The sequence below is a fragment of the Ornithinimicrobium jinqii genome (assembly GCF_045032595.1).
Classification (GTDB): domain Bacteria; phylum Actinomycetota; class Actinomycetes; order Actinomycetales; family Dermatophilaceae; genus Ornithinicoccus.
In genome coordinates, this window is sequence record NZ_JBJFZS010000029.1 from 74,715 (window position 1) to 94,196 (window position 19,482).

General features: G+C 71.4%; 18 protein-coding genes and 4 tRNA genes. 13 read left to right on the forward strand and 9 right to left on the reverse strand.

Features of this window, described 5'->3' with window-relative positions:
• The first annotated feature begins 1 nt into the window (after position 1).
• The 4 genes from purU to cutA all read left to right on the forward strand — a co-directional run bounded on the left by purU (position 2) and on the right by cutA (position 3,596).
• Complete coding sequence (gene purU, locus ACI3ET_RS13600; protein WP_405033607.1) at positions 2–868, forward strand: formyltetrahydrofolate deformylase; 867 nt, start codon at positions 2–4, stop codon at positions 866–868.
• 32 nt (positions 869–900) lie between these two features.
• Positions 901–1,737, forward strand: a complete 837-nt coding sequence (locus ACI3ET_RS13605) for an SDR family NAD(P)-dependent oxidoreductase (RefSeq protein ID WP_405033608.1) — start codon at positions 901–903, stop codon at positions 1,735–1,737.
• A 114-nt stretch (positions 1,738–1,851) separates the two neighbouring features.
• The gene (locus ACI3ET_RS13610; RefSeq protein ID WP_405033609.1) at positions 1,852–3,219 is read left to right on the forward strand and encodes an aspartate aminotransferase family protein; all 1,368 of its coding nucleotides are present in this window, start codon (positions 1,852–1,854) and stop codon (positions 3,217–3,219) included.
• On the forward strand, positions 3,216–3,596 hold the full coding sequence (gene cutA, locus ACI3ET_RS13615; RefSeq protein ID WP_405033610.1) for a divalent-cation tolerance protein CutA: 381 nt from the start codon (positions 3,216–3,218) through the stop codon (positions 3,594–3,596). The genes ACI3ET_RS13610 and cutA overlap by 4 nt, the downstream gene beginning before the upstream one ends.
• Positions 3,597–3,617: 21 nt before the next feature.
• On the opposite strand, the gene ACI3ET_RS13620 is transcribed toward cutA, so the two are convergent.
• Positions 3,618–3,688: transfer RNA gene (locus ACI3ET_RS13620), tRNA-Gly, on the reverse strand.
• Between the two features lie 135 nt (positions 3,689–3,823).
• Here ACI3ET_RS13620 and dcd point away from each other — a divergent pair.
• Positions 3,824–4,405, forward strand: a complete 582-nt coding sequence (gene dcd, locus ACI3ET_RS13625) for a dCTP deaminase (protein WP_405033611.1) — start codon at positions 3,824–3,826, stop codon at positions 4,403–4,405.
• A gap of 73 nt (positions 4,406–4,478) precedes the next feature.
• Here the strand turns inward: dcd and ACI3ET_RS13630 are convergent, their stop codons facing one another.
• Complete coding sequence (locus ACI3ET_RS13630; protein WP_405033612.1) at positions 4,479–6,794, reverse strand: (Fe-S)-binding protein; 2,316 nt, start codon at positions 6,792–6,794, stop codon at positions 4,479–4,481.
• A gap of 132 nt (positions 6,795–6,926) precedes the next feature.
• Here ACI3ET_RS13630 and cysK point away from each other — a divergent pair, with 132 nt between their 5' ends.
• Both cysK and epsC read left to right on the forward strand, forming a co-directional pair.
• Complete coding sequence (cysK, locus tag ACI3ET_RS13635) at positions 6,927–7,862, forward strand: cysteine synthase A (RefSeq protein WP_405033613.1); 936 nt, start codon at positions 6,927–6,929, stop codon at positions 7,860–7,862.
• A complete protein-coding gene (epsC, locus tag ACI3ET_RS13640; protein ID WP_405033614.1) occupies positions 7,862–8,482 on the forward strand; it encodes a serine O-acetyltransferase EpsC in 621 nt (206 codons plus the stop codon). Before cysK ends, epsC begins: the two co-directional genes overlap by 1 nt.
• Positions 8,483–8,551: 69 nt before the next feature.
• On the opposite strand, the gene ACI3ET_RS13645 is transcribed toward epsC, so the two are convergent.
• The 3 genes from ACI3ET_RS13645 to ACI3ET_RS13655 all read right to left on the reverse strand — a co-directional run bounded on the left by ACI3ET_RS13645 (position 8,552) and on the right by ACI3ET_RS13655 (position 10,898).
• Positions 8,552–8,896, reverse strand: coding sequence for a YtxH domain-containing protein (locus tag ACI3ET_RS13645; protein WP_405033615.1), 345 nt, complete (start codon positions 8,894–8,896; stop codon positions 8,552–8,554).
• A 217-nt stretch (positions 8,897–9,113) separates the two neighbouring features.
• Positions 9,114–9,196: transfer RNA gene (locus ACI3ET_RS13650), tRNA-Ser, on the reverse strand.
• Between the two features lie 73 nt (positions 9,197–9,269).
• Positions 9,270–10,898 (reverse strand): LCP family protein, encoded by a 1,629-nt coding sequence (locus ACI3ET_RS13655; RefSeq protein WP_405033616.1) that lies wholly within the window; start codon positions 10,896–10,898, stop codon positions 9,270–9,272.
• A 190-nt stretch (positions 10,899–11,088) separates the two neighbouring features.
• Between ACI3ET_RS13655 and ACI3ET_RS13660 the strand changes: the two genes are divergently transcribed.
• Positions 11,089–11,180 (forward strand) — tRNA-Ser (locus ACI3ET_RS13660).
• Positions 11,181–11,295: 115 nt separating this feature from the next.
• Here ACI3ET_RS13660 and ACI3ET_RS13665 read toward each other — a convergent pair.
• Together ACI3ET_RS13665 and ACI3ET_RS13670 are read right to left on the reverse strand one after the other, a co-directional pair.
• Positions 11,296–11,571, reverse strand: a complete 276-nt coding sequence (locus ACI3ET_RS13665) for a hypothetical protein (RefSeq protein WP_405033617.1) — start codon at positions 11,569–11,571, stop codon at positions 11,296–11,298.
• Positions 11,568–13,394, reverse strand: a complete 1,827-nt coding sequence (locus ACI3ET_RS13670; protein ID WP_405033618.1) for a phosphoenolpyruvate carboxykinase (GTP) — start codon at positions 13,392–13,394, stop codon at positions 11,568–11,570. The genes ACI3ET_RS13665 and ACI3ET_RS13670 overlap by 4 nt, the downstream gene beginning before the upstream one ends.
• Before the next feature lie 147 nt (positions 13,395–13,541).
• On the opposite strand from ACI3ET_RS13670, the gene ACI3ET_RS13675 reads away from it, so the two are divergent.
• The 4 genes from ACI3ET_RS13675 (at position 13,542) to ACI3ET_RS13690 (ending at position 16,376) form a co-directional block, all read left to right on the forward strand.
• Positions 13,542–14,837 carry a cation:proton antiporter gene (locus ACI3ET_RS13675; protein ID WP_405033619.1) on the forward strand — a complete coding sequence of 432 codons (1,296 nt, stop codon included), beginning with the start codon at positions 13,542–13,544 and terminating at the stop codon, positions 14,835–14,837.
• Between the two features lie 15 nt (positions 14,838–14,852).
• A tRNA-Arg gene (locus tag ACI3ET_RS13680) sits at positions 14,853–14,925 on the forward strand.
• A 135-nt stretch (positions 14,926–15,060) separates the two neighbouring features.
• Positions 15,061–15,963, forward strand: coding sequence for an NAD-dependent epimerase/dehydratase family protein (locus ACI3ET_RS13685; RefSeq protein ID WP_405033620.1), 903 nt, complete (start codon positions 15,061–15,063; stop codon positions 15,961–15,963).
• Between the two features lie 128 nt (positions 15,964–16,091).
• Positions 16,092–16,376 (forward strand): hypothetical protein, encoded by a 285-nt coding sequence (locus ACI3ET_RS13690; RefSeq protein ID WP_405033621.1) that lies wholly within the window; start codon positions 16,092–16,094, stop codon positions 16,374–16,376.
• Here ACI3ET_RS13690 and ACI3ET_RS13695 read toward each other — a convergent pair.
• Positions 16,373–17,341 carry a 2-hydroxyacid dehydrogenase gene (locus ACI3ET_RS13695; protein WP_405033622.1) on the reverse strand — a complete coding sequence of 323 codons (969 nt, stop codon included), beginning with the start codon at positions 17,339–17,341 and terminating at the stop codon, positions 16,373–16,375. The two genes, ACI3ET_RS13690 and ACI3ET_RS13695, sit on opposite strands and share 4 nt — an antisense overlap.
• A 113-nt stretch (positions 17,342–17,454) precedes the next feature.
• On the opposite strand from ACI3ET_RS13695, the gene ACI3ET_RS13700 reads away from it, so the two are divergent.
• A complete protein-coding gene (locus ACI3ET_RS13700; protein ID WP_405033623.1) occupies positions 17,455–18,867 on the forward strand; it encodes a sugar porter family MFS transporter in 1,413 nt (470 codons plus the stop codon).
• 25 nt (positions 18,868–18,892) lie between these two features.
• On the opposite strand, the gene def is transcribed toward ACI3ET_RS13700, so the two are convergent.
• Positions 18,893–19,462, reverse strand: a complete 570-nt coding sequence (gene def, locus ACI3ET_RS13705) for a peptide deformylase (RefSeq protein ID WP_405033624.1) — start codon at positions 19,460–19,462, stop codon at positions 18,893–18,895.
• Positions 19,463–19,482 lie beyond the last annotated feature (20 nt).

A 19,482-nucleotide genomic window follows, 5' to 3' on the forward strand; every position in this document is an offset into this window, starting at 1 on the left:
CGTGACCTCCGAACCCGGGCGCGACGTCGTCCTCACCCTCTCCTGCCCCGACCGCCCCGGCATCGTCCACGCGGTGACCGGCGTCGCGCTCGAGCAGGGACTGACGATCCTGGACAGCCAGCAGTTCGGCGACCCCTCCAGCGGGGAGTTCCACCTGCGGATGGAGCTGCGGCGCGCGGGGGACCCCGTCGTGGTCGAGGACCTGCGGGCGGCGTTCGGCGTCGTCGGTGACGCCCTGGGGGCGCAGTGGCAGGTGCACGACCGGGCCGAGCCGCACCGGCTGCTCGTCCTCGTCAGCCGGATGGGGCACTGCCTCAACGACCTGCTCTACCGCGCACGCAGCGGCCAGCTGCCCGTCGAGATCCCGGCGGTCGTGTCGAACCACGAGGACTTCCGCGAGCTCGTCGAGTGGCACGGGATCCCGTTCCACCACATCCCCGTCACCGCCGCCACCAAGCCGGAGGCCGAGGCGCAGCTGCGCGCGGTGATCGATCGGACGGGCGCCGACACGGTCGCGCTCGCGCGCTACATGCAGGTGCTCTCCGCCGAGCTCTGCGCCGACTACTCGGGGCGCATCATCAACATCCACCACTCCCTCCTGCCCAGCTTCAAGGGCGCCAAGCCCTACACCCAGGCCCACGACCGCGGCGTCAAGGTCATCGGCGCGACCGCCCACTACGTCACGGCCGACCTCGACGAGGGTCCGATCATCGAGCAGGACTTCCGCCGCGTCGACCACCGGCTCACGCCCGAGCAGCTCGCGCAGCAGGGCCAGGAGCTCGAGGCCGCCGCGCTCTCGCGCGCGATCCGCTGGCACGCGGAGCACCGGGTCGTGCTGCGCGGGGGCCGGACCGTCGTCTTCGGGTGAGCGCCGGGCGGGGGACTGGCACACTCCGGGGTATGACGTCCCTCGACTACGCGCAGATGTTCCGGCTGGACGGGCGGCACGCGGTCGTCCTCGGGTGCGGCGGGATCGGGGCCGAGCTGGCCGCCGGGCTCGCGGCCCAGGGCGCGCGCGTGTCCTGCCTGGACAAGGACCCGACCGTCGCGGGGGCGACCCGTGACCGGCTGGAGGCGGCCGGGGGTGGGGGTGGCGCCGGTGGTGCCGGGGGTGCGGGCGGTGCCGGGGGCGCCGGGCACACGGCATACCCCGTGGACGTGCTGGACCCGGGGTCGCTGCGGGAGGTCGCGGAGGAGCTCGGGGACGTCGACGTGCTCGTCCTGACGGCGGCGATGAACGTGCGCAAGCGACTGCTGGACTACAGCGAGGACGAGTTCGACAGGGTGGTGGACCTCAACCTGCGAGGGACGTTCAGCGCCGTGCGGGCGTTCGCGCCGGGGATGGTCGCTCGGGGGCGTGGGTCGATCGTGGCGATGACGTCGATCCGTGCGGTGACCGTGGAGCCCGGGCAGGGGGTCTACGCCGCGACCAAGGCCGGCGTGATGCAGCTGGTGCGGACGTGGTCGGCCGAGCTCGGGCCGGCGGGCGTGCGGATCAACGCGGTCGCCCCGGGGGTCGTCGAGACGCCGCTGACCGGGCAGATCCGGGCCGACGAGGGGTGGAACCGGGCCTACGCGGAGAAGTCCGCGCTCGGACGCTGGGCCTTGCCGCAGGAGATGGTCGGGGCGGTGTGCTGGCTGGCGTCGGACGCGGCCAGCTTCGTGACCGGCAGCCAGGTGATGGTCGACGGCGGCTGGACGGCGATCGACGGGCGGTTCACGCCGCCGTTCGGGTAGGGGGGAGCCCGGCTGCGACTGGCGACGCGACTGGCGACGCGACTGCCATCACGCGGCGGCCACTGGCTGTGGGTCTCTATCCGGAGCGTCCGGTGGTGGTGGATACTCGGCTGCATGACGGCCGACACCGAGCAGGACCTCAGCACCGACGCGCGGATCCGGGAGCTGACGCGCAAGCACGTCTTCGTCTCGTGGTCGGCGCAGCGGACCGTGGACCCCCTGCCGATCGCCGGGGGTGAGGGCGCCTGGTTCTGGGACCACAGCGGGCGGCGCTACCTCGACTTCAGCAGCCAGCTCGTCAACGTCAACCTCGGCTACCAGCACCCGGGGATGACGGAGGCGCTGCAGGAGGCGGCCGCGCGCATCACGACCGTGGCACCGTCGTTCGCCGTGGAGTCGCGGGCGGAGGCGGCCCGGGCCATCGCCGAGCTGACCCCGGAAGGGCTGGACAAGGTCTTCTTCACCAACGGCGGCGCCGAGGCCACCGAGAACGCGATCCGGATGGCCCGTCACCACACCGGCCGCCACAAGGTCCTGGCGGCCTACCGCAGCTATCACGGCGCCACCGCAGGGGCGATCGCGCTCACGGGCGAGCCGCGCCGCTGGGGCTCGGAGCCGTCGATCCCCGGCGTCGTGCACTTCTGGGGGCCCTACCTCTACCGCACCGAGTTCCACGCCAGCACCGGGGCCGAGGAGAGCGAGAGGGCGCTGACCCACCTGCGGCACACCATCGCCGCCGAGGGACCGCAGCACGTGGCTGCGATCATCCTGGAGACGGTGGTCGGCAGCAACGGCATCCTCGTGCCGCCGCCCGGCTACCTCGAGGGGGTGCGGGCGCTGTGCGACGAGCACGGCATCCTGCTCATCCTCGACGAGGTGATGGCCGGCTTCGGGCGCACCGGCGCCTGGTTCGCGTTCGACCACTGGGGCGTGCCTCCCGACCTGATCGCCTTCGCCAAGGGCGTCAACTCCGGCTACGTCCCGCTCGGCGGCGTCATCATCTCCGACGAGGTCGCCGCCACCTTCGACGACCGGCCCTACCCCGGCGGCCTGACCTACTCCGGTCACGCGCTCGCCACCGCCTCGGCCGTGGCCGCCCTGCGCATCATGCGCGAGGAGGGGATCGTCGAGCACGCTGCGCAGGTGGGCGAGGGCACCCTCGGACCGGCGCTGCAGGGCCTGGCGGAGCGGCACGAGGCCATCGGCGAGGTGCGGGGGCTGGGCGTCTTCTGGGCGCTGGAGATGGTGGCCGACCGCGCCACCCGTGAGCCGCTCGGTGCCGACACGATGAAGGCCGTCCACCGGGCCTGCACCGAACGGGGCCTGTGGCCGCTGGTGATGGGCAACCGGGTGCACGTCGTGCCGCCGTGCGTCATCTCGCACGAGGAGGCCGCCGACGGCGTCGCGATCCTGGACGAGGCGCTCGGGGTGGTGCTGGGCGGCGAGACCGGCGGCACGACCGGTGGGGCCCAGGCCCGATGACCGACCCCGGCCACAAGCCTGACCCCGCCCTCCCGGCGCTGGTGGAGGTGCACGTCAGCGTTCCGGACGCCGAGTCCGCGGAGCGGATCGCCACCGACCTCGTCGCGCGTCAGCTCGCCGCCTGCGTCCATGTGCTCGGGCCGATCGCCTCGCTCTACAGCTGGAAGGGCGACGTCCACCGGTCGCAGGAGTGGCTGCTGATCGTGAAGTCGACGGCCGAGGCCTTCCCGCAGGTCGCGACCGCCGTGCGCCAGCAGCACCGCTACGACGTGCCGGAGATCATCGCCGTGCCGGTGACCCACGCCCTGACGGAGTATGCGGTGTGGGTCCGGGACCGCTCCGACGGGATCGACGACGAGGAGCTGACCGAGCACTGAGAGGCGTGCGGGTCACGGGGGAGCGGGCGACGAGAATCGAACTCGCGTACTCAGCTTGGGAAGCTGATGTTCTACCATTGAACTACGCCCGCGCGGCCCGGAATCCCGGGCCGGGGAGACAGCATACCCCACCTCCCGGACGGCCCCGTGACCCCCGCTCCGGAACCCCTGCGGCCCTCCTGATCAGCGGCTGCGAGCCCTGCAGACCACCCCACTAGGGTGGTCCCGTGCTGCTCTCCGACCGCGACATCCGCGCCCAGATCGACTCCGGACGGGTCCGGCTCGACCCCTGGGACGCCCGGATGGTCCAGCCCTCGAGCGTCGACGTGCGCCTGGACCGGTACTTCCGGCTCTTCGACAACCACAAGTACCGGGTGATCGACCCCGCGCAGGACCAGCCCGACCTCACCCGGCTGATCGAGGTCGAGGCGGACGAGTCCTTCGTGCTGCACCCGGGCGAGTTCGTTCTCGGCTCGACCTACGAGGAGGTCACGCTGCCCGACGACGTCGCGGCGCGCGTGGAGGGCAAGAGCTCGCTGGGGCGGCTGGGGCTGCTCACCCACGCCACCGCCGGGTTCGTCGACCCCGGGTTCACCGGGCACGTGACGCTGGAGCTGTCCAACGTCGCGACGCTGCCGATCGTGCTGCACCCCGGGATGAAGATCGGCCAGCTCTGCTTCTTCCAGCTCAGCTCGCCGGCCGAGCACCCGTACGGGTCCTCCGCCAAGGGAAGCCACTACCAGGGGCAGCGCGGTCCGACCGCCAGCCGCTCCTTCCAGAACTTCCACCGCACGCGCATCACCGACTGAGCAGGGACGACACCGGGGCCCCAACGGTCGTCAGGTTCCGGCCCTCACGCCTCGGCCGGCCGGACTCCGGCCGTCAGGCCTCGGCCGGCTCGGGCTCCGCCGGCACCGTCTCGGGCCCCCGACCGTTGCGCACGGCCGCCAGCAGCATCTGAGCCACGTCGACGACCTCGATGTCCTCGCGCGTGCCCTCGGACTGCTTCTGCGTCAGCCCGTCGGAGAGCATGACGCGGCAGAACGGGCAGCCGATCGCGATGCGGTCGGCGCCGGTGGCGACGGCCTCCTCGGTGCGGTCGAGGTTGATGCGGGTGCCCAGCTTCTCCTCCATCCACATCCGGGCGCCGCCGGCGCCGCAGCAGAACGACTTCTCGCCGTGCCGGGGCATCTCGCGCAGCTCGACGCCGGGCAGGGCACCGAGCAGCTCGCGCGGCGGGGCGTAGACCTGGTTGTGCCGCCCCAGGTAGCACGGGTCGTGGTAGGTCACGCTCGCCGCCGTGGAGGCGGCGCCGCTGGTGTCGGCCTGGTCGGGTCGGCTGACCGGGACGAGCCGCTTCTCACGCACCAGCCGGTTGAGCAGCTGCGTGTGGTGGACGACCTCGAACTGGCCGCCGACCTGGGGGTACTCGTTCTTGATCGTGTTGAAGCAGTGCGCGCAGGTCACGACGATCTTGGTGGCGTTGACCTCCTTGAGGACCTCGACGTTCTGCATCGCGAGCATCTGGAAGAGGAACTCGTTGCCGGCGCGGCGCGCGGGGTCGCCGGTGCACGTCTCGCCGTCGCCCAGGACCGCGAAGGACACGCCCGCGGTGTGCAGCAGCTCGGCCACAGCCCGGGTCGTCTTCTTGGCACGGTCCTCGAAGGCGCCGGCGCAGCCGACCCAGAACAGGTAGTCCACCTCGCCCAGGTCCTCGACGTCCGCTCCCGCCATCGGGATGTCGAACGGCAGGTCCTTGGCCCAGTCCATCCGGAGCCGGGCGTTCATGCCCCACGGGTTGCCCTTGTTCTCCAGGTTCTTGAACAGCCCGCCCAGCTCGCTGGGGAAGGCCGACTCGATGAGGTTCTGGTAGCGGCGCATGTCCACGATCGCGTCGACGTGCTCGATGTCGACCGGGCACTGCTCGACGCAGGCCCCGCAGGTGGTGCACGACCACAGCACCTCTGGGTCGATGACCGCGCCGCCGTCCGGCACGGTCGGGTCCCCGACGGTCGCGCCGACGAGCGGACGCTGCGCCTCGAGGACCGCGGAGGTGGGTATGCCGTGCAGCTGGTCGGGGCGGGCCGCCCCCTTCGGCAGGGCCGCCAGGGCGGTCGTCGCCGCCTCGCGTGCCTCCGGCGTGGCGGCGATCCAGGGAGCTTTGGCGTGGTGGTGGTTGCGCAGGTTGACCACGAGCATCTTGGGGGAGAGCGGCTTGTCGGTGTGCCACGCGGGGCACTGCTCCTGGCAGCGGCCGCACTCGGTGCAGGTGCTGAGGTCCAGCAGGCCCTTCCAGGTGAAGTCCTCGACCTTGCCCACGCCCAGCGACGCGTCCTCGTCGAGCTCCTCGATGTCCTCGAAGTCGACAGGCTTGCCGTCCACGGCGATGGGCTGCAGCTCGCCGAGCGAGGTGCGGCCGTCCGGGTAGCGCTTGAACCAGATGTTGAAGAAGGCCAGGAAGCGGTGCCAGGCCACCCCCATCGTCGGGGTCAGCGCGATGGTGATCATCCACGCCATCGAGACGAGGATCTTGACGAGCGCCACGACCACGATCGAGGTCTCCAGGGCTTCGACGGACAGGCCGGTGAAGAACGACCCGACCCACGCGGTGAGCGGGAAGTGGGCCAGCGTCGCCCAGCTCTCGCCGGTCGCGCGGCCCAGCGCGTACTCCATACCCCGCAGGAGGACGATCGCCACGCCGACGCCGAGGATGACCGCCTCGACCACGTAGGCCTGCCAGAAGCTGGAGCCCCAGAACCGCGAGCGCCGGCCGAGCCCGCGCGGGTGGCTGAGCTGGCGGACCACGATCAGCACCAGGATGCCGATGATCGCCAGCCACCCGAAGATCTCGGACAGCCACTCGTAGGGCGCGAAGTGCCCGATCAGGGGCAGCGCGAAGTGCGGTTCGACCAGCTGGCCGTAGGCGGTGACCAGGGTCAGCACGAGCAGCCCGAAGCTGACCATGACCACCCAGTGGGCGACCGCCACCACCGGCTTGCGTGCCATCCGGGTGTGGCCGAGGAACTCGCGCACCAGCGTCACCGTCCGCGTGCCCGGCTCGTCGGTCCGCACCGCGGGCTGACCCTGGCCGAACTTCGCGACGAACCCGGCGATCGTGCGCACGAACAGTGCGACGGCGGCCAGGGTGACCAGGGCGGCGACGATGATGGCGATGACCTGCACGGCTCCGACGTCCATGGCGGCAGCGTATCCGTCGGCGCCCACGGACCGGGCGGGCCCTCGCCGCCACCCGCGTGGAATAACCCGTGCTTTCCTGATGTATAACTGCTGGAAACGACGATCGCTGTCCCCGACGAAAGGTTTGTCCCCGTGCCCGTCTACGACGACGTCACCCAGGTCATCGGCCGCACCCCCCTGGTCCGCCTCAACCGCATCACCGGGGGTATCGCCGAGGGTGCCCAGGTGCTCGCCAAGCTCGAGTCGCAGAACCCCGCCGCGTCGGTCAAGGACCGCATCGGCGCCTCCATCATCGACGCTGCCGTCGCCAGCGGTGAGCTCCAGCCCGGCGGCACGATCGTCGAGGGCACCTCGGGCAACACCGGGATCGCGCTGGCGATGGTCGGCGCGGCCCGCGGCTACAAGGTGGTCCTGGCCATGCCGGAGACGATGAGCCTCGAGCGCCGCGCACTGCTGCGCGCCTACGGCGCCGAGCTGGTCCTCACCCCGGGCGGCGAGGGTATGAAGGGTGCCGTCGCCAGGGCGGAGGAGATCGCTGCCGAGCGCGGCGCCGTCCGGGCCCGGCAGTTCGCCAACCCGGCGAACGTCAAGGTCCACTACGAGACCACGGGTCCGGAGATCTGGGCCGACACCGACGGCACGGTCGACATCTTCGTCGCGGGCGTCGGCACGGGCGGCACGATCACCGGTGCCGGCCGCTACCTGCGGGAGCAGAAGCCCGACGTGCACCTGGCCGTCGTCGAGCCGGCCGACAGCCCGATCCTGTCCGGCGGTCAGCCCGGCCCGCACAAGATCCAGGGTCTCGGCGCCAACTTCGTGCCCGAGATCCTCGACACCGAGCTCTACGACGAGGTCGTGGACGTCACCCTCGAGGACTCGGTGAGCACCGCGCGGGCGCTGGCGACGCAGGAGGGCATCCTGGCCGGCATCTCCTCGGGCGCCAACGTCTGGGGGGCGCTGCAGATCGCGAAGCGGCCCGAGAGCGCGGGCAAGACGATCGTCGTCGTCATCCCGTCGTTCGGCGAGCGCTACCTGTCCACCGTGCTCTTCGAGGGGCTGCGCGACTGATGAGCCTGTTCCTGTCCGGTGTGCCGCGCCGCGCCGTGGGCCTGGTGGGTCGCGTCGCCTCGGGTGTCCGGGAGGACCTGGATGCTGCCGTCGCGCGCGACCCGGCCACCGACAGCCGGCTGGAGATGGCGCTGGCGTCCCCGGGCCTGCACGCGATCTGGACGCACCGCCTCTCGCACGCGCTGTGGAACTCCGGCGCCAGGCTGCCGGCGCGTCTGCTCTCGCAGGCGGCGCGGGCGGCGACCGGGGTGGAGATCCACCCGGGCGCCACGCTCGGCCGACGCTTCTTCATCGACCACGGCATGGGCGTGGTCATCGGGGAGACGGCCGAGGTGGGCGACGACGTCATGCTCTACCACGGCGTCACCCTCGGCGGCCGGTCCATGGAGGCCGTCAAGCGCCACCCCACCCTCGGTGACGGCGTCACCGTCGGTGCCGGCGCCAAGGTCCTGGGCGACATCGTCCTGGGCCACGGTGCGCAGGTCGGCGCCAACGCCGTCGTCACCAAGGACGTGCCTTCGATGGCCGTCGCCACCGGCATCCCGGCGAAGATCCGTCACCCCGAGGGCGGCATCGACCCGCAGCACGCCCTCTACGACGAGCCGGCCCTCTGGATCTGAGGGCCCGCACGACGACAGCGGCCCGCCCCTCTCGACGAGGGGCGGGCCGCTGTGCTCAGGGTGTCAGTCTCAGGGAAGCTTGTCGCCGCCCGGGCCGAAGCCGGTCGAGTCCACCTGCACACCGGCGTTGGGGTCGTAGGACCCCGTCTCGTTGCTGTAGGTGTCGTCCGAGCTCGTGGTCTCGTGCCCGGTGACCTTGGCCTTGACCTCTTCGGCCTTGGACTTGGCCTGCTCACCGACCATCGCGGCGACCTCGGGGGCCTTGGTCTTGGCCTCTTCCACCTTGGTCTGGACGCGCGGGTCGGTCCACAGCTTGTTGGCCTGGTCCGCGATCTGGTCGTAGCGCTCACGTCCGGCGCGTGCACCAAGCACGTAACCGAGTCCAGCACCGACGAGCAACAGAACCTTGTTCATTGTGACTCCCTTCTGTGGGTCAACTTTCACCTTGAGCCTACCCGCCGCAGGGGGTGCGAGCGCGCTCAACCCCCCTCGGGGCCCACGTGCGCGAGCCCTCGCGGAGTCCCTCGGCCGCCCCCACCGCCCACGTGCTCCGCAGTGACCCACGTGCTCCGCGGGGAGCGCCACAGTCCTCAAGGACCCACGTCGGCACCGGGGCGACCGGACCCCACGGCGGAGGGTGTGGGATTCGAACCCACGGAGGTTTCCCTCGGGCGCTTTCAAGGCGCCTGCACTCGACCACTATGCGAACCCTCCGGGCGACCGGTGCGCGGTCGTCCGGCAGGCATCATCGCACGCAGGACCAGGCCCCGGCCAGGAGGCGGGCTGCTCAGCCGCAGACGTCCTCGACGTTCTCGAGGGTGTCCGGTGCGTCCGTCGTGACCTCGGCGTCGTCCGGGGTCGGGGTGTCGGTCCCCGGCGTGCCCTCCGTCGTGGGTGCGGCGGGCTCCGGCGTCGGCGAGGACGTCGCGGGGGCGGTCTCGGCCGGCTCCGGGGCCGGGTGCAGTGCCTCCCACACGCGGTAGCGGATGTCGGAGTAGTCGGGGTCGAAGACGTCGGTGTTGTCGGCGGTGAACGGCAGGCTGCGCATCTCGGCCTGCTGCACGAGCAGCACGAGCTCGGCCCAGACCGGCAGGTCGCTCTGCGGGATGTCCACCAGCACGTTGCGCCCGACCGCCGAGATGATCTGCGGGTAGCGCTGGAGCAGGGTCGTCGGCCGCGCCTGCTCGACGACGGCGGCCACCACGCAGCGCTGGCGCCGCATCCGGTCGAAGTCGTCGGTCGTGACCCGCGAGCGCGAGTAGCCCAGTGCCTGGTTCCCGTCGAGCTGCTGGACGCCCGGCTGCAGCCACACGAGGTCGGGGGAGGTGGGATCCAGCTGCAGCTTCCCGGCGGCGTCGGTGTAGGTCCGGCCGTTGATCGGGATCTCCTCCCGCACGGTCACCGTGATGCCGCCCATCGCGTCGATGAGGTCCGCGAACCCGTCGAGGTTGACGATCACCGTGTGGTGGATCGGCAGGCCCAGCACCGTGGAGAGCACCTCGCGCGTCGCGGTCAGACCAGGGGTGGGGTCGTCGGCATACCACTCGGGGTGCTCCTCCGCGGCAGCCTCGGCCTCGGTCCAGATCGCGTTCATCAGGCACTGGTCCCCGCAGTCGTAGCCGTCGGGGTAGAGGGCGTAGAGCGGGTTCGCGCGAGGGATCGGGACCCTCTGCAGGTTGCGCGGGATGGAGAAGAGGACCGACTCGCCGGTGTGGGTGTCGATGCTCGCCACGATCATCGTGTCCGTGCGGGTCCCCTCGCGCGCCTCCGCGGCGTCCGACCCCAGCAGGAGCAGGTTGACCCGGGGCAGGTCCGCCCACGGGTCCTCGGGGTCCTCGCTGAGCGCGGAGGTCGGCCGCGCCCCCGAGGGGTCCTCGCCGACCTCGGCCTCGTCAGTGAACACCTGGTCCATGGCCGTGAGGTGGCTGCTGATGTAGTTGACACCCAGGACCGCCGGGGCGCTGATCGCCAGGCACAGCAGCGCCGTGAAGAACCCCAGCCCCACCTGCTGCCCCACGCTGGGGCGGCGCGGCCGGGTGACGAGCGCGGTGAGCGCGACGCTGCCGATCCACACCACGGCCCCCGCCACGAGCACGCCCATGACCGTCCGCAGCCGCTCGGGGTCGGCCGCCGTGGCCAGGGCCGTGCTCGTCAGACCGTTGTCCCAGACGTAGGCCGCCAGGACGGCCACGGTGACGAGCGCGAGGCCCACGAGCACGAACCCGAGCACGCGCCGCCGCGTGGGCAGCAGGCCCGCCCCGGGCAGCAGGGCGCTTAGCGCGGTGAGGCCGAGGGCGCGACCGAGACCGCCGCGGTCCGACCGGAGGGAGCGGCGGGTCCACTCCTGGCGCGAGCGAGGGGCGGTGTGCTCCTCGCCGTCGTCGGCATGGCGGGGGGGCGGAGTCGTCGGACTCACGGGAGGGCGGGCATCGTCAGCAGAGGACCTTTCGCGGCGGTAGGAAGCCAATCATGTTCTACCACCAGTGGCTGGTGGGGGGCTGGGAGGCGCCCTCGCGACCGGGACGCGGGGACGCCGCGCACCCCCGCCCACCTGCACCGCACGTTTTGGTGGCAGCCGGGCCGGACGGTACGCTGATCTGCGATCTGGAGGCGTCGCCTAGTCTGGTCTATGGCGCCCGCCTGCTAAGCGGGTTTGGGGTTTAGAGCCCCATCGAGGGTTCAAATCCCTCCGCCTCCGCCGATCACCACGAGACCCCCGGTCCACCAGGACCGGGGGTCTCGTCATGCCTCACCGAGCACCAGGTATGCCGTTCCTCCGCGGCACCGTGCCCGTCGCGGTCGCGGTCGCCGTCTCAGTCGGGGGGCTCGTTCCCCAGCCCGTCGTCCGTCGGGTCCTGGTCGGAGTCCGCGGCGGCGCGGTCCTGCGAGCCGTCCTCGTGCTCGCCGTGACCCTCCACGGCGTCGGCGGCCTCGTCCGCCTCCTCCACCTCGTCGGGGCCGCCCTTGCGGATGCGCTCCTCCATGGCGTCGACGTCGTCGGACCAGTCCTCGACCCCCGGCGGTGCCGGCTCGTCGGCGAGGATCGGCTCCTCGCGGGCTCCGGGGACCTCGCCGGGCGTGATGCTCATCGCGCCGCCTCACCGGCCAGGCGCTGCTCCAGCGTCGCGAGCTCGTCCTCGAGCGCACCCGGCAGGTCGTCGCCGAACTGGCCGAACCACTCCTTGATGAGCGGGAGCTCGGCCTCCCACTCCTGGGCGTCGAACGCGAGCGCCCGGGCGACCTGCGCCTCGCCGACGTCCAGGCCGCCGGTGTCGATGTCACCGGGGTGGGGCAGGAAGCCGATGGGGCTCTCCTGCGCCTCGACCTCACCCTCGAGCCGCTCGAACATCCACTTCAGCACGCGCGAGTTCTCGCCGAACCCGGGCCACAGGAACCCGCCGTCCTCGTCGCGGCGGAACCAGTTGACCATGAAGATCTTCGGCAGCTTCTCGGCGTCGGCCTGCTTGCCGATCTCCAGCCAGTGGTCGACGTAGTCGCCGGCGTTGTAGCCGATGAAGGGCAGCATGGCCATCGGGTCGCGGCGCACGACGCCGACGGCGCCGGTCGCGGCTGCGGTGGTCTCCGAGGAGAGGGTGGCGCCGACGAAGGTGCCGTGCTGCCAGTCGCGGGACTCCGAGACCAGCGGGATCGTCGTCTTGCGTCGGCCGCCGAACATGATCGCCGAGATCGGGACGCCGTTCGGCTCGTCGTACTCGGAGGCGATCGTCGGGCACTGGGTGATCGGCGTGCAGAACCGGCTGTTGGGGTGGGAGGACACGGTGCCCGACCCCGGGGTCCAGGGCTGCCCGTGCCAGTCGATCAGCTCGGCCGGCGGCTCGTCGGTCATCCCCTCCCACCAGACGTCGCCGTCCAGCGTGCGCGCGACGTTGGTGAAGATCGAGTTGCCCTTCTCGATGGTGTCCATCGCCACCGGGTTGGTGTCGGCACCGGTGCCGGGGGCGACCCCGAACAGCCCGAACTCGGGGTTCACGGCATACAGGCGCCCGTCCGGCCCGAAGCGCATCCACGAGATGTCGTCGCCGACGATCTCGGCCTTCCACCCCGGGACGGTCGGCTGGATCATCGCGAGGTTCGTCTTGCCGCACTGGGACGGGAAGGCGCCGGCGATGTAGTGGGTGACACCCTGAGGGTTGGTGAGCTTGAGGATGAGCATGTGCTCGGCCATCCAGCCCTCGTCGCGGGCCATCACCGAGGCGATCCGCAGCGCGTAGCACTTCTTGCCCAGCAGCGCGTTGCCGCCGTAGCCGGAGCCGTAGGACCAGATCGTCAGCTCATCGGGAAAGTGCACGATGTACTTGGTCTCGTTGCACGGCCACGCGACATCGGCCTCGCCCTCGGCGAGCGGGGCGCCGACGGAGTGCAGGCCCTTGACGTAGGGGGCGTCCGTCTCCTCCATCTTCGCCAGCACCGAGGAGCCGATGCGGGCCATGATGCGCATGGACGCGACGACGTAGGCCGAGTCCGTGATCTCCACGCCGAACTTCGGGTCCTGGGCGTCGAGGTGCCCCATGACGAAGGGGATGACGTACATCGTCCGACCCTTCATGGACCCCGCATAGAGCGGCCAGAGGGTGTCCTTCATCTCCTGCGGGTCCATCCAGTTGTTGGTGTGGCCCGCGTCCTTCTCCTCGGCGGAGCAGATGTAGGTCTGGTCCTCGACGCGAGCGACGTCCTTGGGGTCCGAGAGCGCGAGGTAGCTGTTGGGCTTCTTGTCCTCCGCCAGCTTCGTGAAGGTCCCTGCCGCCACCAGCGTGGCGTTGATCTCCTCGATCTCCTCGTCGGAGCCGGTGATCCACACGACCGCGTCGGGGGTCGTGTGCGCCGCCACCTCCTTCACCCACGCGTCGAGATCCGCATACCTCGTGCCGCCGGTGGTCTGGATGTCGTGCATCGCTTGTCCCTTCCCTCGCGCCCCGGGGTCGGGGCCCTGATGAGCCTCATCGCCTGGACCCACCGTATCGGTGGCCCGGCGGGCCGTCAGCAGGGGATCCCCGGCCCGACGGTGCGGAGTCGGTCACACCGGCCCTACGCTTTCCGGGTGCCCCCGGAGATCGTCTACCTCGTGCTCGGCGTCGGTCTGCTCCTCGCCAGCCTGCTGCCCGCGATCGTCGAGGGTCGCGCGCTCTCGGTGCCCATGGTGGTGCTGGCGTTCGGCGTCGTCGTGGGCCTGGTCGTCCCGGGGGAGGACCCGATCAGCCCGCTCCTGGACGCGACCGCCACGGCGCACATCGCGGAGGCGACCGTCATCATCTCGCTCATGGGCGTCGGGCTGGCCCTGGAGCGGCCGCTGCACTGGCGCACGTGGGCGCCGACGTGGCGGATGATCGCGCTCGCGATGCCGCTGTGCATCGCCGCCGTGGCGCTGCTGGGCTGGTGGGCGATGGGGCTGTCGGTGCCGGCCGCGGTGCTCCTCGGTGCCGTCCTCGCCCCGACCGACCCGGTGCTGGCCAGCGACGTCCAGGTCGAGGGGCCGCGCACGGGGGACGGGGAGCGGACGGACGTGCAGACCGAGGAGGACGAGGTCCGCTTCACCCTCACCAGCGAGGCCGGCCTCAACGACGCCTTCGCCTTTCCCTTCGTCTACCTCGGTCTGTTCCTCATGGGCCGCGGCGCCTGGCAGGACTGGGGTATGGAGTGGCTCCTGTGGACCCTGCTCGGCAAGATCGTCGTGGGATGCGTGGTCGGGTGGCTGACCGGGCGGGCGCTGGGCTGGTTGATGTTCCGGGGACGGCTGCGGGGGCAGCGGGTCGCGGAGGTGGGGACGCCGCTGTTCGCGCTGGCCGCCACCTTCGCCGTCTACGGGCTCACCGAGCTCGTGCACGGCTACGGCTTCCTCGCGGTCTTCGTCGCCGCCCTCGCGCTGCGCGACGCCGAGCGGGACCACGGGGTGCACAGCCACCTGCACGGACTCATCGAGCGCACCGAGTCGCTCCTGACGCTGGTGCTGCTGCTCATGGTCGGTGCGGCGATGTCCGCGGGCCTGCTCGCCGGGCTGACCTGGGGCGGCGTGGCGGTCGGCGTGCTGCTCGTCCTCGTCGTCCGGCCGCTCGTCGGCTGGGTCTCGTTGCTGGGCTGCTCCCGCGTGGACGCGGCCGAACGCGGTGCGATCGCCTGGTTCGGCGTGCGGGGCATCGGCTCGATCTACTACCTCTCCTACGCGCTCAGCAGCGAGTACGTCGCCGAGGGCCTGGAGCTGTGGTCGGTCGTGGCGTTCACCATCACGCTGTCCGTCGTCGTGCACGGGCTGCTCGCCACACCGGTCATGCGACGGCTGGACTCCCGCCGTCACGGGGACGCCGACGCCGATTTCGCCACCCCCGACCCGGTGGGCTAAGGTTGGTCGTCGCCAGCGCCCGTAGCTCAACGGATAGAGCATCTGACTACGGATCAGAAGGTTAGGGGTTCGAATCCCTTCGGGCGCGCTCTGTGTTGAGACAGAGGATGAGGGCCCCGACCTGCGTATGCGCGGTCGGGGCCTTCGCTCCGTCCGGGCACCGGAACGCGCAGAGGGCGCGCATCTGCCACTGCGCAGGGGGTCTCGGTGGTTTGATCACCCCATGCGCATCTTCTTCACCGGGGGCAGCGGCAAGGCCGGCAGGCACGTCGTGACGCACCTGGCCGAGCAGGGTCATCAGGTCACCAACGCCGACCTCGTCCCGTCGGGGCGCCCGGCCGTCGCCGATGTGAGGGTCGACCTCACCGACATCGGCGAGACCTACTCCGCGATGGCCGGTCTCGCGACCTTCGAGGAGCTGGAGCTGGCGGAGAAGCCCGGCTACGACGCCGTCGTGCACTTCGCTGCAGTGCCGGCGATCCTGCTGACGTCCGATGCGAGGACCTATGCGACGAACGTGCTCAGCACCTACAACGTGCTCGAGGCCGCGACACGACTGGGTGTCCGCAAGGTCGTGTTCGCATCGTCGGAGACGACCTACGGGATCTGCTTCGCCCAGGGCGAGCGGCGACCGCAGTACGTGCCGGTGGACGAGGACCACCCGACCGTGCCCGAGGACTCCTACGCGATGTCCAAGGTGGCCAACGAGGTGACAGCGCGCTCCTTCCAGGCGCGTACCGGTGCCGACGTCTACGGCCTGCGGATCAACAACGTCATCGAGCCGCACGAGTACGCCGAGATGTTCCCGCCCTTCCTGGCTGATCCCTCGTTGCGGCGCCGCAACATCTTCGCCTACATCGACGCTCGTGACCTGGCCCAGATGGTGCAACGCTGCCTGGAGGTCGACGGGCTGGGCTACGAGGTCTTCAACGTCGCCAACGCCGACATGTCCGTCGCTGCCACGACCCAACAGGTCCGGGACCGCTTCTACGACGGGGTGGAGCTGCGCCGGCCGATGGGGCGGGACGAGACGTTCTACTCCATCGACAAGGCGCGCGAGCTCCTCGGCTACGCACCGCAGCACTCCTGGCGCGACGTCCTGCCGGATCCCGGGGCAGGCACCTGACGGGCGCGCACCGTCGGGCCCGGGCATCCGGCTCGTCCTCGCCGCCACGATCGCGCGACGCCGACCTGTCTCGTTCCTCACACCTGCTGGTCAGCGGCCCGGAGCGGCGTGTAGACAGGGAGTGGACAGTGACGTCGATGGCGCCCGGTGCTGGTGCACCGGCACCGCAGGAGCTGATCGCGATGACCGAGCACGTGCACCGCCCGTGGTTCCGGGTTCCCTGGGTCGGCGTGGTGGTGGGAGCCGCAGCGGGGTTCGTCGTCGGCTGGGCGGTCTACACCCTGGCGACCCCCGTCCTCGAGGCCTCCGACGGTCTCCTCCGCGAGACCCAGGGCCTGGTCTGGAACCTGGTCCCCCTGATGACCGTAGTCGGCGGCGTGCTGGGCTACCGGCTGGCGAAGCGCCGGTCCTAGACGTCCCCCACGGGCGTGACCGGCCCCTCCCCGGCGAGCACCGCCAGCACGTTGCGGGCGGCCAGCCGGGCCATCCCGGTGCGCGTCTCGATCGTGGCCGACCCGACGTGCGGCAGCAGCACCACGTTGTCCAGCTCCAGCAGCCCCGGGTGCACCTGCGGCTCGTTCTCGTAGACGTCCAGCCCCGCCCCGGCGATCGTGCCGTCCCGCAGGGCGGCGACGAGGGCGGTCTCGTCCACGACGGGACCGCGCGCGGTGTTGACGAGGTATGACGTGGCGCCCAGCAGGGCGAGCTCGTCCGCCCCGACCAGGTGGTGGGTGGCGGGGCCGTAGGGAAGGTGGAGGGTGACGACGTCGCCGGCCTCCAGCAGCTCGGGCAGCTCGACCCGGCGCGCCCCGAGCTCCTCGACGATCTCGGCCGGGGCGTCCCGGCGGCCGGAGTAGACGATCGTCATCCCGAACGCGCGGGCCCGACGGGCCGTCGCGGTGCCGATGCCGCCCAGGCCGACGACGCCGAGGGTGCGCCCCTGGAGCCCCCGACCGAGCAACAACCCCATTCCCCACTGCCACGCCTGCCCGGAGCGGACCAGCCTCTCGGCCTCGCCGAGCCGGCGGGTCGTCATGAGGACCAGGGCCATCGCGAGGTCGGCGGTGGCCTCCTCGAGCACGCCGGGCGTGTTGGTGACGACCACGCCGCGCCCGGCGCAGGCGGCCACGTCGATGTTGTCGTAGCCGACCGCGACGTTGGCGACCACCCGCAGCCCGGGCCCGGCGGCGTCCAGGAGCCCCGTGTCGACCCGCTCGGTGACCAGCGTGACGAGGGCGTCGGCCCCTGCGACCAGCCCGAGCAGCTCGTCGCGGGCGACCGGCTCGTCGTGCTCCCAGACCCGGACCTCGTGCCCGGCGCCGCGCAGCAGCCCGACGGCCTCCGGCGGCACCCGCCCCGTCACCACGATGCTGCTCATCGGGTCAGGGTACGTGGCGCGAGGTGTGGCGTACGTCATACCCCCGGTGGCAGACTTGCGGGCACCCCGCCGACGACGACGCCGGCGGCATCCTCCGGCGAAGGGACTCCGTCATGTCGACGACGACAGGTGAGGGACAGCGCGACTACGTCCTCGGCAAGGCGATCCAGCTCGCCTCGGTCGCGGCGCTCGGCGGGTTCCTCTTCGGCTTCGACACCGCCGTCATCAACGGCGCCGTCAACGCCATGCGCGAGGACTTCGGGATGAGCTCGTGGGTGACCGGGTTCGTCGTCAGCTCGGCGCTGCTGGGGTGCGTCGCCGGTGCTTATCTGGCGGGACGGCTGGCCGAACGGATCGGCCGCATCCGCGTGATGATGCTGGCCTCCGCGCTGTTCTCGGTCTCGGCCGTCGGCTCGGGGCTGTCGTTCGGTCCCTGGGACATGATCGCGTGGCGCGTCATCGGCGGTGTCGGCGTGGGTGCCGCGTCGGTGATCGCCCCCGCCTACATCGCCGAGATCTCGCCGGCCTCGATCCGCGGCCGGCTCGGTTCCCTGCAGCAGCTGGCGATCGTCAGCGGCATCTTCGTCGCCCTGCTGTCGGACTACTTCATCGCCACCGTCGCCGGCGGGTCCGGCGAGCCGCTCTGGGGGAGCACCGCGTGGCGCTGGATGTTCCTCGCGGAGGTCGTCCCGGCCGTCGCCTACGGCGTCCTCGCCCTGACGATCCCCGAGTCCCCCCGCTACCTGGTGACCCTCGGCAAGGTCGAGGAGGCGCGCGAGGTCCTGAGCCGGGTCATGCTGCGTGGCGTGGCCGAGCGGATCGTGGAGATCCAGCGCACCGTGCGGCAGGAGGCCAAGGCCTCGCTCTCCGACCTCATGGGAGCCGGGGGCAAGCTGCTCCCGATCGTGTGGATCGGCATCGCGCTGTCCGTCTTCCAGCAGTTCGTCGGGATCAACGTCATCTTCTACTACTCCTCGACGCTGTGGCAGGCGGTCGGTTTCACCGAGGAGGACGCGCTCACCCAGACCGTGCTGACCTCGGTCACCAACATCGTCGTGACGCTCGTGGCGATCGCCCTCATCGACAAGATCGGCCGCCGGGTGCTGCTGCTCATCGGCTCGGCGGGCATGTTCGTGTCGCTGGGCGCGATGGCGTGGATCTTCGCCACCGCGGACCGCGTGGCCAACGACAGCGGGGACATGGTCCCGGCGCTCGGCGACACCCAGGGCGTGGTGGCCCTCGTCGCGGCCAACCTCTTCGTCGTCTTCTTCGGGATGTCGTGGGGCCCGGGCGTGTGGGTCCTGCTCGGCGAGATGTTCAACAACCGGATCCGTGCGACCGCCCTCGGCATCGCGGCCGCGGCGCAGTGGCTGGCCAACTTCGCGATCTCCACCAGCTTCCCGGTCATGGCCGACATCGGGCTCGGCTTCGCCTACGGCTTCTACACCCTGTGCGCGCTGCTGTCCTTCTTCTTCGTCCTGAGGTGGGTGCCGGAGACCAAGGGTCGCGAGCTCGAGGACATGTAGCGAGCGCCGCCGGCGCGGACCGTCGTCAGACCTCGTCGGCGTCGGTCGTCGACGGGTCCCACTTCACGATGCCGTCCGCGACCCAGCCCCGGTCCTTCACGGCCTCGCGTGCCTCGGTCTTCAGCGGCCCGGTGAGCCGGTCGACGTAGAGGTAGCCGTCGAGGTGGTCGGTCTCGTGCTGCAGGCAGCGGGCGAGCAGCCCCTCGCCCTCGACGACGACCTCGTGGCCGTCGAGGTCGGTGCCGGTGACGCGGGCGCGCGGGTGCCGGGCCAGCGGGAACCACTCGCCGGGCACCGACAGGCAGCCCTCGCCGTCCTCCTCGAGGTCCAGCGGCGCCGGGGTGCCCAGCCGCTCGAGCACCGGGTTGACCACCACGCCCCGCGCGTTGGGCCCGTCGGGCACCGGGCAGTCGTAGACGAAGACGCGCAGGCGCACGCCGACCTGGTTGGCGGCCAGGCCGACGCCGTCGGCAGCCTCCATGGTCTCGAACATGTCGGCGACCAGGGTGCGGACGTCCTCGGTGACCTCCTTGACCTTCTTGGTCGGTGCGTGGAGGGCCCGGTGGCCGATGACGGTGATGGGACGGACTGCCATGGGCCCGATTCTAGGTATGC

Bases quoted from the DNA above. Each gene is read 5' to 3' on its own strand.
- ACI3ET_RS13700 (WP_405033623.1), top strand. From the start codon at position 17,455: ATGTCGACGACGACAGGTGAGGGACAGCGCGACTACGTCCTCGGCAAG.
- ACI3ET_RS13665 (WP_405033617.1), bottom strand. From the start codon at position 11,571: ATGAGCATCACGCCCGGCGAGGTCCCCGGAGCCCGCGAGGAGCCGATC.
- epsC (WP_405033614.1), top strand. From the start codon at position 7,862: ATGAGCCTGTTCCTGTCCGGTGTGCCGCGCCGCGCCGTGGGCCTGGTG.
- ACI3ET_RS13685 (WP_405033620.1), top strand. From the start codon at position 15,061: ATGCGCATCTTCTTCACCGGGGGCAGCGGCAAGGCCGGCAGGCACGTC.
- ACI3ET_RS13670 (WP_405033618.1), bottom strand. From the start codon at position 13,394: ATGCACGACATCCAGACCACCGGCGGCACGAGGTATGCGGATCTCGAC.
- ACI3ET_RS13695 (WP_405033622.1), bottom strand. From the start codon at position 17,341: ATGAGCAGCATCGTGGTGACGGGGCGGGTGCCGCCGGAGGCCGTCGGG.
- ACI3ET_RS13645 (WP_405033615.1), bottom strand. From the start codon at position 8,896: ATGAACAAGGTTCTGTTGCTCGTCGGTGCTGGACTCGGTTACGTGCTT.
- def (WP_405033624.1), bottom strand. From the start codon at position 19,462: ATGGCAGTCCGTCCCATCACCGTCATCGGCCACCGGGCCCTCCACGCA.
- ACI3ET_RS13605 (WP_405033608.1), top strand. From the start codon at position 901: ATGACGTCCCTCGACTACGCGCAGATGTTCCGGCTGGACGGGCGGCAC.
- cutA (WP_405033610.1), top strand. From the start codon at position 3,216: ATGACCGACCCCGGCCACAAGCCTGACCCCGCCCTCCCGGCGCTGGTG.
- ACI3ET_RS13610 (WP_405033609.1), top strand. From the start codon at position 1,852: ATGACGGCCGACACCGAGCAGGACCTCAGCACCGACGCGCGGATCCGG.
- ACI3ET_RS13630 (WP_405033612.1), bottom strand. From the start codon at position 6,794: ATGGACGTCGGAGCCGTGCAGGTCATCGCCATCATCGTCGCCGCCCTG.